The following is an 11889-nucleotide window of genomic DNA, read 5'->3' on the forward strand; positions in this document are numbered from 1 at the left end:
TCGCTTCGCTCGTTCATGCGTTCCCTCCGGCGATCGTGACGATCGAGCCATGGTCTGCGTGCAGAGACCGTCGGACGTGGGAGTCGGCCGAGTTGGCCGGCAGCCAGACCACGTTCTCGGTCATCGGGGTGATCACGACCGGCAGCCGGATCGAACCGGCGTCGGTGCTCACCACCAGCTCGTCGCCGTCGGCGACACCGACCCGGCGCGCCGTGGTCAGCGACACCCGGGCTACCGGCTTGCGCGCGGTCGCGGTCAGGTGCGGCTCACCGTCGTTCGCACGGCTGTCGTCGATCAGCATCCGCCAGGTCGCCAGCCGGGTGGAGTCGAACGCCCCGAGCGACGGACCGGCGTGGTACGTCGGCTCCTGCGCGCGGTCGCCGTCCCAGCGGCCGAGCTCGTCGAGCTCCTTCTTCGCCCCGGCCGGAGTACCGAACCCGAGCGAGCGGTCCATCTCCTGCGCCAGCGCGGCCAGTGCCCGGACATCGGGCATCGCGGTCGGGACCTTCAGCACCACCGGGAACGGCCGCTCGCGACCCTCCCAGTTGACGAAGGTGCCGTCCTTCTCCGCCGGCGGAACCACCGGGAAGATCACGTCGGCGTGTTCGGTCACCTGCGAGCTGCGGACCTCGAAGCTGACCACGAACGGCGCGGCCTCGAGCGCGGCCAGTGCGGCGGCCGGGTCGGGCAGGTCGTCGATCTCGACGCCCGCGACCACCAGCGCCTGCAGCGATCCGGCGTTGGCGATGATCTCGGTGAGGTCCTTGCCGACGTTCGACGGCAGCTTCTCCACACCCCAGGCGGCCTGCATGTCGACCCGCGCCTGCGGGTCGGTCACCAGCCGGCCACCGGGCAGCAGCCCCGGCAGGCATCCGGCCTCGAGGGCACCGCGGTCACCCGCACGCCGCGGGATCCAGGCCAGCTGCGCACCGGTGTCGAGCGCCAGCCGCAGTGCGGTCGAGTAGCCGCCCGGTGCATTGGCCAGCCGCTCGCCCACGATGATGATCGAGTCCGCACCGAGCGCCGCGCGGGCAGCCGCTCCGGCCTCACCGGCGCTGCCGAGGTCGGCCAGTACGGCGGCCTCCGTGCCAGGCGATGCGTGGACGACGACACCGTTGAGCTTCTCGACTCCGCGGGAGCCGTACGCCGCGACCGTGAAGACCTTGGTCCCGCGAGCCTTGACGGCCTTGCGGAGCCGCAGGAACACCGACGGCGCTTCCTCTTCCGGCTCGAACCCGACGAACAGCACGGATCCGGCCCGCTCCAGGTCGGCGAACGTCGTACCGAGACCGGTACCGGCCACCGCGGCGGCGAGGAAGTCCGCCTCCTCCGCGGAGTGCGGCCGGGCCCGGAAGTCGATGTCGTTGGTGCCGAGGGCGACCCGGGCGAACTTCGAGTACGCGTAGGCGTCCTCGATGGTCAGCCGGCCACCGGTCAGCACTGCCGCGTTGCCGCGGGCCTCCGTCAGCTTCTCCGCCGCGAAGGTCAGCGCCTCCGGCCAGGACGCCGGCCGGAGCTCGCCGTCCTCGCGGATCATCGGGTGGGTCAGCCGGTCGCCGGTGGTCGCGTAGTTGAACGCGAACCGGTCCTTGTCGGAGATCCACTCCTCGTTGACCTGCGGGTCGTCACCGGCGAGCCGGCGCATCACCTTGCCGCGCCGGTAGTCGACCCGGATCGCCGCGCCGGAGGAGTCGTGCTCCGCCACCGACGGAACCGAGACCAGGTCGAACGGCCGGGACCGGAACCGGTACGCCGCACTCGTCAGCGCACCGACCGGGCAGATCTGGATCGTGTTGCCGGAGAAGTAGCTCTCGAACGGCTCCTTCTCGTAGATGCCGACCTGCTGCAGCGCACCGCGCTCGATCAGCGCGATGAACGGGTCACCGGCGATCTGCTCGGAGAACCGGGTGCAGCGGGCGCAGAGGATGCAGCGCTCGCGGTCCAGCAGCACCTCGGCCGAGATGTTGATCGGCTTGGGGTAGGTCCGCTTGATCTCGTGGAAGCGGCTCTCACCGCGGCCGTTGCTCATCGCCTGGTTCTGCAGCGGGCACTCGCCACCCTTGTCGCAGACCGGGCAGTCCAGCGGGTGGTTGATCAGCAGGAACTCCATGTTCCCGTGCTGGGCCTTGTCCGCCACCGGCGAGGACACCTGGGTCCGGACCACCATGCCGTCGGCGACGGTGATCGTGCAGGAGGCCTGCGGCTTCGGCATGCCCCGGCCGTTCCCGGCGTCGGTGATCTCGACCAGGCACTGCCGGCAGGCGCCGACCGGGTCGAGCAGCGGGTGGTCGCAGAATCGCGGGATCTGGATCCCGATCTGCTCCGCGGCCCGGATCAGCAGCGTGTTCTTCGGAACCTTGACCTCGATGTCGTCGATGGTCACGGTGATCAGGTCGGTCCGCTCCACCTCGGCAGACGACGGGTTCACTGTGTTGTTAGCGATCGTCATGCGCTTGCTCCAGCGGTAGCGAAGACAGTGCTTGCCATCGGGTCGAACGGGCAGCCGCCGTTCTCGAAGTGCGCCAGGTACTCGTCCTTGAAGTACTGGATCGAGCTGGTGATCGGCGCGGTCGCGCCGTCGGCCAGCGCGCAGAACGAACGGCCGGTGATGTTCTCGCACAGGTCGAGCAGGGTGACCAGGTCTTCCTCGGTGCCCTTGCCGTGTTCCAGCCGCTCGAGGATCTGCACCAGCCACCACGTGCCCTCACGGCACGGGGTGCACTTGCCACAGGACTCGTGCTTGTAGAACTCGGTCCACCGCAGGACGGCGCGGACCACGCAGGTGGTGTCGTCGAAGATCTGCAGTGCCTTGGTGCCCAGCATCGAGCCGACCGATCCGACGCCCTCGTAGTCGAGCGGTACGTCGAGGTGCTCCGCGGTCAGCAACGGCGTGGACGAGCCACCCGGCGTCCAGAACTTCAGCTCATGACCCGCACGGACGCCGCCGGCCAGGTCGATCAGCTCCCGCAGCGTGATGCCCATCGGCGCCTCGTACTGACCCGGGCGGGTGACGTGCCCGGACAGCGAGTACAGCGTCATGCCCTTGGACTTCTCGGTGCCCATCGAGGAGAACCAGTCGGCGCCGTTCTTGATGATGACGGGAACCGACGCGATCGACTCGACGTTGTTGATAACAGTGGGCGAGCCGTACAGACCCGCCACCGCCGGGAACGGAGGACGCAGCCGAGGTTGACCGCGACGTCCTTCCAGCGAGTCCAGCAGCGCCGTCTCCTCGCCGCAGATGTAGGCGCCGGCGCCGGCGTGCACGATGACGTCCAGGTCGTAGCCGCTGCCGAGGATGTTCTGGCCGATGAAGCCGGCTTCCTTGGCCTCGGCGACCGCCTGCTGCAGCCGGCGGACCACGTGCAGGACCTCACCGCGGACATAGATGAACGCGACACTCGCGCGGATCGCGTAGGACGCGATGATGACGCCCTCGACCAGCGTGTGCGGCGAGGCGAGCATCAGCGGGATGTCCTTGCAGGTGCCGGGCTCGGACTCGTCCGCGTTCACCACCAGGTACTTCGGCTTCGGGTTGTCCTGCGGGATGAACGACCACTTCATCCCGGTCGGGAAGCCCGCGCCGCCACGGCCGCGCAGACCGGAGTCCTTGACGGCGGTGACCACGTCGGCCGGCTGCATCTGCAGCGCCGTACGCAGCGCGTCGTACCCGCCGGACCGCTGGTACGACGAGAGCTGCCAGGAACGGATCTGGTCCCAGTTGTCGGACAGCACCGGGGTCAGCATGGTCAGTCCTCCTTCTGGGTCCGGTCGGGCCGGGACGGCTGCCCCGGGGCGGTCCAGTTGCGCTCGCGGGCCAGCCGGAGACCGGCCAGCGTCGCCTTGCCGCCGGTCGGGCCCTCGTCGGCGCGGCCGTCCGGGAAGCCGGCGAGCACGCGCTCGGCCTCGCGCCAGGTGCAGATCGTCGCACCGCGCGGCGACTTCACCTCGGTGCCCTCGCGCAGGTCGTCGACCAGCTGGGTCGCCGACTCCGGCGTCATGTCGTCGAAGAACTCCCAGTTCACCATCATCACCGGCGCGTAGTCGCAGGCCGCGTTGCACTCCACGTGCTCGAGGGTGATCTTGCCGTCCTCGGTGGTCTCGTCGTTGCCGACGTCGAGGTGATCCTTCAGCCGCTCGAAGATCAGGTCACCGCCCATCACGGCGCACAGCGTGTTGGTGCAGACCCCGACGTGGTAGTCGCCGACCGGGCGGCGCTTGTACATCGTGTAGAAGGTCGCCACCGCGGACACCTCGGCGCCGGTCAGCCCGAGCACGTCGGCACACGCCTCGATGCCCTCCGGGGTGACCCGGCCCTCGACCGACTGCACCAGGTGCAGCATCGGCAGCAGCGCGGACCGGCCGACCGGGTACCGGGCGGCCAGCTCGCGCATCTCCGCGATCGTGGTGTCGGTGATCTTCGAGTCACCGGTGCTGTACGGCACCGGCTTGTCGGTCGCAGTCGCGTGATTCTCGGCCATCTATCGGTCCACTCCACCCATCACCGGGTCAAGGCTGGCGACGGCGACGATCACGTCGGCGACCTGTGCGCCCTCGCACATGATCGGCATCGCCTGCAGGTTTGCGAAGGACGGGTCACGGAAGTGCGCCCGGTACGGCTTGGTGCCGCCGTCGGAGACCAGGTGGCAGCCGAGCTCGCCGCGCGGCGACTCCAGCGCCACGTAGGCCTGGCCGGCCGGTACCCGGAAGCCCTCGGTGACCAGCTTGAAGTGATGGATCAGCGCTTCCATCGACTCGCCCATGATGTGCTTGATGTGGTCGAGGGAGTTGCCCATCCCGTCGGAGCCGACGGCCAGCTGGCTCGGCCAGCCGATCTTCTTGTCGGCCACCATCACCGGGTCGCCGTCCATCTTCGCCAGCCGGTCGGCGCACTGCTCGACGATCTTCAGCGACTCGTGCATCTCCTGCAGCCGGACCCGGAACCGCCCGTAGGAGTCCGCGGAGTCCCAGGTCGGTACGTCGAAGTCGTACGTCTCGTACCCGCAGTACGGCTGGGTCTTGCGCAGGTCCATCGCGTAGCCGGTCGAGCGCAGCGGCGGGCCGGAGATGCCCAGCGCCATGCAGCCGGCCAGATCCAGGTAGCCGACGTTCTGCAGCCGGGCCTTGAAGATCGGGTTCGCGTTGCAGAGCTCGGCGTACTCCGGCAGGTGCTTGTTCATCCAGGTGATGTACTCGCGGATCTTGTCCAGAGCACCCGGGGGCAGGTCCTGCGCGACGCCACCCGGCCGGATGAACGCGTGGTTCATCCGCAGGCCCGTGATCAGCTCGAACAGGTCGAGCGTCATCTCCCGCTCACGGAAGCCGATCGTCATCACGGTCAGCGCACCGATCTCCATGCCACCGGTGGCGATGCAGACCAGGTGGCTGCTGATCCGGTTGAGCTCCATCAGGAGCACCCGCATCACGTTCGCCTTCTCGGGGATCTGGTCCTCGATCCCGAGCAGCCGCTCGACCGCGAGGCTGTACGCCGCCTCGTTGTAGAACGGCGACAGGTAGTCCATCCGGGTGCAGAACGTGACGCCCTGCACCCAGGAGCGGAACTCCATGTTCTTCTCGATACCGGTGTGCAGGTAGCCGATGCCGCAGCGGGCCTCGGTGACCGTCTCACCCTCGATCTCGAGGATCAGCCGGAGCACGCCGTGCGTGGACGGGTGCTGCGGGCCCATGTTGACGACGATGCGCTCTTCGGGCTCGTCACCGAGGCCGGCCACGACCGAGTCCCAGTCCTGACCGGTGACGGTGAAGACCTTGCCCTCGGTGGTGTCGCGAGTTGTGGCAAATGCAGCGTAGGGGTCCTGTGTCTCAGTCATCAGTTGTACGACCTCCGCGTGTCGGGCGGCGGGATGACGGCGCCCTTGTACTCGACGTCGATGCCGCCGAGCGGGTAGTCCTTGCGCTGGGGGTGACCCGGCCAGTCGTCCGGCATCTGGATCCGGGTCAGCGCCGGGTGACCGTCGAAGACGATGCCGAAGAAGTCCCAGGTCTCCCGCTCGTGCCAGTCGTTGGCCGGGTAGATCGAGACGATCGACGGGATGTGCGGGTCGGAGTCCGGCGCCGACACCTCGAGCCGGATCCGCCGGTTGTGCGTGATCGACAGCAGGTGGTAGACGGCGTGCAGTTCGCGGCCGGTCTCGTTGGGGTAGTGCACCCCGCTGACGCCGGAGCAGAACTCGAACCGCAGTGCCTCGTCGTCGCGCAGGTGCCGGCAGATCTCGACCAGGTGCTCGCGGGCGATGTGCAGGGTCAGCTCGTTGCGGTCGACCACGACCTTCTCGATCGCGCCGTCCCCGACCAGGCCTTCCAGCCGGTCGGTCGCGCCGTCGTACCAGGAGCCGTACGGCTTCGGCGTACCACCGGGCAGGGCGACCTGGCGGCGCAGGCCGCCGAAGCCGGAGGTGTCACCGGTGCCGCGGACACCGAACATGCCCTCCCGCTGGTCCACCACCTCGGCCGCCGGGGTCTGAGCGTCACCGGCCGCCGACGTCGCCGGCAGGTTCTCGGGTTGCGTGTCGCTCATCTGCTCCCTCGCTTCGCTCGTCCACAGATGAGCGAGACGCTGCTCTGCTGATTTGTGCCCTCGCTTCGCTCGGTCACCTGAGCAGCCCCTTCATCTCGATCGTCGGGGCGGCGGCCAGCGCGGCTACCTCACGCTCCTGCAGCTCCGCCCGCTTGTTCGCGCCGAGCTTGCTGTGCTGGATGTGGTCGTGCAGCTTCAGGAACGCGTCCAGCAGCATCTCCGGCCGCGGCGGGCAGCCGGGCAGGTACATGTCGACCGGTACGACGTGGTCCACGCCCTGCACGATCGCGTAGTTGTTGAACATGCCGCCCGACGATGCGCAGACACCCATCGCCAGCACCCACTTCGGGTTCGGCATCTGGTCGTAGATCTGGCGCAGCACCGGGGCCATCTTCTGGCTCACCCGGCCGGCCACGATCATCAGGTCGGCCTGCCGCGGAGATGCCCGGAAGACCTCCATGCCGAACCGGGCGGCGTCGTAGCGCGGCGCACCGGTGGTCATCATCTCGATCGCGCAGCACGCGAGGCCGAAGGTTGCCGGCCACAACGACGCCTTCCGCATGTAGCCGGAAAGCCCCTCGATCGTGGTCAGCAGGACGCCGGCCGGAAGCTGTTCCTCAACACCCATTGCTCAGTCCCATTCCAAACCGCCGCGGCGCCAGACGTAGGCGTACGCGATGAAGACGGTGACGATGAAGATGACCATCTCGATCAACCCGAACAGCGCCATCTGGTCGAAGGCGACCGCCCACGGGTAGAGGAAGATGATCTCGATGTCGAACACGATGAAGAGCATCGCGGTGATGTAGTACTTCACCGGGAAGCGCCCGCCACCGACCGGCTGCGGGGTCGGTTCGATCCCGCACTCGTAGGAGTCGAGCTTGGCCCGGTTGTAGCGCTTGGGTCCGACCAGCGCGCTCGTCACCAGGGTGCCCGCCACGAAGATCGCCGCGAGCACACCGAGAACGAGGATCGGTACGTAAGGGTGCATCGGTCTCGTGCTCCCTCTCCTTCAGCCGGTGGTCTGTCTGTTTCTGTCTGTTTCGGAACAGCACTGTGTTATCAGTACCGCTGTGGCTCAGCTCACTCGCCCCGCCGGTCAGGCCGCCGGTGCGAGCTTGGTGAGACCGTTGATGATCTTGTCCATCACGTCCCCGTCACGCGGGTCGGTGAGGTTGGCCAGCAACTTCAAGGTGAACTTCATCAGCGTGGTGCGCGGCAGACCGTACTTGGTGCACAGCCGCATCACCTCCGGATTTCCGATCAGCTTCACGAAGATCCGGCCGAGCGTGTAATAACCGCCGTACTCCTGCTTGAGCGCCTTCGGGTACGCCGTCAACGCGCGCTCCCGCTGGTTCAGCTGCCGGCGCAGTGCCTGGGCGGCGACTTCGGCGGCGAACGCCCCGGACTCCATCGCGTACGGGATGCCCTCGCCATTGAACGGGTTGACCATGCCGCCCGCATCACCCAGCAGCATGAGTCCACGGGTGTAGTGCGGCTGCCGGTTGAAGCCCATCGGCAAGGCGGCACCACGGATCGGGATGGTCTGGAACTCGTCGCGGAACTGCCACTCCTCCGGCGTGTTCTTCAGCCACTGCTTGAGCAGGTCGGCGTAGTCGACCTTGCCGAAGGCGTCGGAGGTGTTCAGGATGCCGAGGCCGACGTTGACGGTGCCGTCGCCCATCCCGAAGATCCAGCCGTACCCGGGCAGCAGCACCTTCTGGCCCGCTTGCTTCGGGTCGTCGGCCCACAGCTCCAGCCACGACTCGAGGTAGTCGTCGTCGTGGCGGGGGCTGGTGAAGTACGTCCGTACGGCGACACCCATCGGGCGGTCGTCGCGCTTGTGCAGGCCCATCGCGATGCTGAGCCGCGACGAGTTGCCGTCGGCGGCCATCACCAGCGGGGCGCGGAACTCGAGGTCGGCACCGGCGCGGCGGCCGTTGTCGTCGACCGGCTTCGCGGTGACGCCGACGATGAAGCCCTTGTCGTCCAGGATCGGTCCCGACACGTTGGTCCGCTCGCGCAGCCGCGCCCCGGCCTTCACGGCCTGCCGGGCGAGCATGTCGTCGAAGTCCATCCGGTTGCGTGTCAGGCCGTAGTTCGGGTGGCTGGCCAGATCCGGCCAGTCGAGCTGCAGCACGTGCCCCGCGCCCTGGATGCGCAGACCGTAGTTGCGGATCCAGCCGGCCTCTTCGGAGATGTCGATGCCCATGTTGATGAGCTGCTTGGTCCCGCGCGGGGTGAGCCCGTCGCCGCAGACCTTCTCCCGCGGGAACGCGGTCTTCTCCAGCAGCAGCACGTCGAGGCCCGCAGTGGCCAGGTGGTACGCCGCCGCCGAGCCTGCGGGTCCGGCGCCGACGACGATCACATCGGCGGTCTCCGCCTGCTGCCCGCTCGGCACGCTCTGGCTCATCTCATCCCGGCCTGGAAGTCTGGGGCTTTGTTCACTCGTGAAGGGATTCACGAGGCCTGGTCATCCGACAGTCTAGGACTGCCTGACTCGGACACGAAACCGGCCCTGATCCCCTTGCTGGACACAGATTTACGCACGATTCACCTTGCGTAAATCTGTGTCCGCCGCACTGTGGACCAGTGATCCCGCTGGTCTACTGTCCGGGCTTGACGGCCCGGTGGATGGCCACCAGGCCGCCGGTGAGGTTGCGCCATTGGACCCGGGTCCAGCCGGTGGACTCGATGGTCCGGGCCAGGGGTTCCTGGGCGGGCCAGGCGCGAACGGACTCCGCCAGGTACTCGTACGCCTCGGGGTTGGTGGAGACCGCCTTCGCGACTACGGGAACGGCACGCATCATGTACTCCAGGTACGCGACGCGGAACGGCTTCCAGGTCGGGTGCGAGTTCTCCAGTACGACGAGGCGCCCGCCGGGCCGGGTCACCCGGAGCATCTCGCGCAGCGCGAGGCCGACGTCGTTCACGTTCCGCAGGGCCCACGAGATCGTCACCACGTCGAACGTGTCGTCGGCGAACGGGAGCTTCAGCGCGTCCCCGGCGATCAGGTCGAGGTCGGGATAGCGGCGCTTGCCGACCCGGAGCATGCCGACCGAGAAGTCGCACGACACCACCTCGGCGCCGGCCTCGCGCAGCTTGATGCTCGACGCACCGGTCCCGGCCGCCAGGTCGAGGATCTTCATCCCCTTCCGCGGCGCGATCTCGGCCAGCGTCGCCGGCCGCCAGTGCAGCTTCTCCAGACCCATCGTCGCCACCGCGTTGGTCCGGTCGTACCCCTCGGCCACGTTGTCGAACATGGCCGCCACGGCATGCGGTTCTTTGCTCAGGTCTGCGCGGGTCACCTGTCTAGTTGATCACGGCTCCGACGGGCGCCGAAATTCGCTGGACATCGGGCAGGCATACGCTTGCATCTCGTGAGTGCATCTCCAGGGAGTCGGCCGGCCATCGTGACCCGGGGCCGGAGCGCGAGCGAGGAGGGGTGTCGTGAGCTTGTCTGACCCGGTCCGATCCGGTCATGAGCCCGCCCCACATCTGGTCATCCGCAGCCAGCCTGTCGACGGAGTGTCGGCGCAGCTGATGGACCATCTGCCGGCCGAGGGCGGCCTGGCCTGGGTCCGGCGGGGCGACGGTCAGGTCGGCTGGGGTGTCGCCGCCCGTCTCGACGTTGCCGGTGGCAACCGCTTCCAGGAGGCGGTCTCCTGGTGGCAGGAGCTGACCGCGGCCGCGGTGGTCCGCGACGAAGTCGGCGTACCGGGATCGGGGCTGGTCTGCTTCGGATCGTTCGGTTTCACCGACCAGGACCCGAGCCAGCTGGTCGTCCCCGAGGTGATCGTCGGCCGCCGCGGCGGCACCACCTGGGTGACCACGATCTCGCCGGCGAGCTCGATCGCCACATCGCCCGAGCTGGTCACGCACGAGCCCTCCCCGGTGTACGACGTCGCGTTCGCCGACGGCGCGCGCTCCGGCACGGACTGGTCGAGCATCGTCGCTGACGCGGTCCAGCGGATCACCGCCGGCGAACTCGACAAAGTGGTGCTCGCGCGCGACCTGATCGCGATCGCCGAGCAGCCGATCGACTTGCGCTGGCCGTTGCGCCGGCTCGCAGCGGCGTACGCGAATTGCTGGACGTTCTCCGTCGACGGACTGATCGGCGCCACTCCCGAACTGCTGGTCCGGCGGGAGAAGGGCCTGATCACGTCACGCGTGCTGGCCGGGACCATCCGCCGTACGGGTGACGACGCGCACGACCTGGCCCTGGCGGCGTCGCTGGCGCGATCGAGCAAGGACCTGGAGGAGCACGAGTACGCGGTCCGCTCGGTAGCGGAAGCGCTGACGCCACACTGCACGTCGATGAACGTCCCCGAGACGCCGTTCGTGCTGCACCTGCCGAACGTGATGCATCTGGCCACCGATGTCGCCGGCGTCGCCAACAACGGCGCCTCCGCCCTCGGCCTGGCCGCCGCACTGCACCCGTCAGCGGCGATCTGCGGTACGCCGACCGACGTGGCGCGGGCGTTGATCGGTGAGATCGAGGGGATGCGGCGCGGCCGCTTCAGCGGACCGGTCGGATGGATGGACGCGGCCGGCGACGGCGAGTGGTGCATCGCGCTGCGCTGTGGCCAGGCCGACCCGGACGACCCACGCCGGATGCGGTTGTTCGCCGGCGCGGGCATCGTGGCCGGGTCCGATCCGGTCGCCGAACTGGCCGAGACGAACGCCAAACTGGTTCCGATGAGAGACGCTCTGGGAGACTGACTGTGAAGCTGACGAAGTTCGCACACGCTTGTGTCCGCTTGGAGAAGGACGGGAAGACGCTGCTCGTCGACCCGGGATCGTTCAGTGAGGACGCGGCGTTCGAGAAGGCCGACGCGATCCTGGTGACGCACGAGCACCAGGACCATCTCGACATCGAGCGGGTCGCCGCGCTCGACGTACCCGTCTACACGAACGCCGGCGTCGCGGCGCAGCTGACCGCACTGGGCGACAAGGTGCACGTGGTGGCCGGTGGCCAGTCCTTCGAGGCGGCCGGGTTCTCGGTCAGTGCCTATGGCAAGGACCACGCGGTGATCCTGCCGGAGTGGGGCGTGCCCTGCGAGAACATCGGCTTCCTGATCGACGACGCCGTCTACCACCCGGGCGACTCGTTCACCCAGCCGGACCGGGCCGTGCACACCAATCTGGTGCCGATCTCCGGCCCGTGGTTCGCGCTGCCGCCGGCCGTCGACTACGCCCGCGCGGTCAAGGCCGAGCAGCTCGTCGGCATCCACGACGGCCTGCTCAGCCCGATCGGCCTCAGCATGATGCCCCGCTTCCTCAACTCCGACGACCGCCCCTACAAGGCCCTCGCCCCCGGCGACACCCTAGACATCAACTGACCCTGAACA

The 11889-nt window shown here is 68.4% G+C and carries 11 protein-coding genes; 2 read left to right on the forward strand and 9 right to left on the reverse strand.

Translation table 11 applies throughout. The features are described 5' to 3' along the window. Nucleotides 1–13: 13 nt before the first annotated feature. The 9 genes from ACZ3HV_RS08440 to ACZ3HV_RS08480 all read right to left on the reverse strand — a co-directional run bounded on the left by ACZ3HV_RS08440 (nt 14) and on the right by ACZ3HV_RS08480 (nt 9846). Nucleotides 14–2449, reverse strand: a complete 2436-nt coding sequence (locus ACZ3HV_RS08440; RefSeq protein WP_465682197.1) for an NADH-quinone oxidoreductase subunit G — start codon at nt 2447–2449, stop codon at nt 14–16. Continuing rightward, a complete protein-coding gene (gene nuoF, locus ACZ3HV_RS08445) occupies nt 2446–3747 on the reverse strand; it encodes an NADH-quinone oxidoreductase subunit NuoF (RefSeq protein WP_465682199.1) in 1302 nt (433 codons plus the stop codon). Before nuoF ends, ACZ3HV_RS08440 begins: the two co-directional genes overlap by 4 nt. Nucleotides 3748–3749: 2 nt before the next feature. Further along, nucleotides 3750–4481 (reverse strand): NADH-quinone oxidoreductase subunit NuoE, encoded by a 732-nt coding sequence (gene nuoE, locus ACZ3HV_RS08450; protein WP_465682201.1) that lies wholly within the window; start codon nt 4479–4481, stop codon nt 3750–3752. Beyond that, nucleotides 4482–5831 (reverse strand): NADH-quinone oxidoreductase subunit D, encoded by a 1350-nt coding sequence (locus ACZ3HV_RS08455; RefSeq protein WP_465682203.1) that lies wholly within the window; start codon nt 5829–5831, stop codon nt 4482–4484. It abuts the gene before it with no gap. After that, on the reverse strand, nt 5831–6538 hold the full coding sequence (locus ACZ3HV_RS08460) for an NADH-quinone oxidoreductase subunit C (RefSeq protein WP_465682205.1): 708 nt from the start codon (nt 6536–6538) through the stop codon (nt 5831–5833). The genes ACZ3HV_RS08455 and ACZ3HV_RS08460 overlap by 1 nt, the downstream gene beginning before the upstream one ends. A gap of 73 nt (nt 6539–6611) precedes the next feature. Then, entirely contained in the window at nt 6612–7166 is a 555-nt protein-coding gene (locus tag ACZ3HV_RS08465) for a NuoB/complex I 20 kDa subunit family protein (RefSeq protein ID WP_360359785.1), read from the reverse strand. 3 nt (nt 7167–7169) lie between these two features. Further along, the gene (locus ACZ3HV_RS08470) at nt 7170–7529 is read right to left on the reverse strand and encodes an NADH-quinone oxidoreductase subunit A (protein WP_360359788.1); all 360 of its coding nucleotides are present in this window, start codon (nt 7527–7529) and stop codon (nt 7170–7172) included. A 108-nt stretch (nt 7530–7637) separates the two neighbouring features. Further along, nucleotides 7638–8951, reverse strand: coding sequence for a geranylgeranyl reductase family protein (locus tag ACZ3HV_RS08475; RefSeq protein WP_465682208.1), 1314 nt, complete (start codon nt 8949–8951; stop codon nt 7638–7640). 193 nt (nt 8952–9144) lie between these two features. Next, entirely contained in the window at nt 9145–9846 is a 702-nt protein-coding gene (locus ACZ3HV_RS08480) for a demethylmenaquinone methyltransferase (protein WP_465682210.1), read from the reverse strand. A 142-nt stretch (nt 9847–9988) separates the two neighbouring features. On the opposite strand from ACZ3HV_RS08480, the gene ACZ3HV_RS08485 reads away from it, so the two are divergent. Then, nucleotides 9989–11260 carry an isochorismate synthase gene (locus ACZ3HV_RS08485; protein WP_465682212.1) on the forward strand — a complete coding sequence of 424 codons (1272 nt, stop codon included), beginning with the start codon at nt 9989–9991 and terminating at the stop codon, nt 11258–11260. Nucleotides 11261–11262: 2 nt separating this feature from the next. Further along, nucleotides 11263–11880, forward strand: coding sequence for an MBL fold metallo-hydrolase (locus ACZ3HV_RS08490; RefSeq protein ID WP_465682214.1), 618 nt, complete (start codon nt 11263–11265; stop codon nt 11878–11880). The last annotated feature ends 9 nt before the right edge of the window (nt 11881–11889 follow it).

This window comes from Kribbella sp. NPDC020701 (genome assembly GCF_055562215.1).

Coding starts and splice junctions, on each gene's coding strand:
- ACZ3HV_RS08475 (WP_465682208.1), bottom strand. CDS start 8,951: ATGAGCCAGAGCGTGCCGAGCGGGCAGCAGGCGGAGACCGCCGATGTG.
- ACZ3HV_RS08460 (WP_465682205.1), bottom strand. CDS start 6,538: ATGAGCGACACGCAACCCGAGAACCTGCCGGCGACGTCGGCGGCCGGT.
- ACZ3HV_RS08465 (WP_360359785.1), bottom strand. CDS start 7,166: ATGGGTGTTGAGGAACAGCTTCCGGCCGGCGTCCTGCTGACCACGATC.
- nuoE (WP_465682201.1), bottom strand. CDS start 4,481: ATGGCCGAGAATCACGCGACTGCGACCGACAAGCCGGTGCCGTACAGC.
- ACZ3HV_RS08470 (WP_360359788.1), bottom strand. CDS start 7,529: ATGCACCCTTACGTACCGATCCTCGTTCTCGGTGTGCTCGCGGCGATC.
- ACZ3HV_RS08455 (WP_465682203.1), bottom strand. CDS start 5,831: ATGACTGAGACACAGGACCCCTACGCTGCATTTGCCACAACTCGCGAC.
- nuoF (WP_465682199.1), bottom strand. CDS start 3,747: ATGCTGACCCCGGTGCTGTCCGACAACTGGGACCAGATCCGTTCCTGG.
- ACZ3HV_RS08440 (WP_465682197.1), bottom strand. CDS start 2,449: ATGACGATCGCTAACAACACAGTGAACCCGTCGTCTGCCGAGGTGGAG.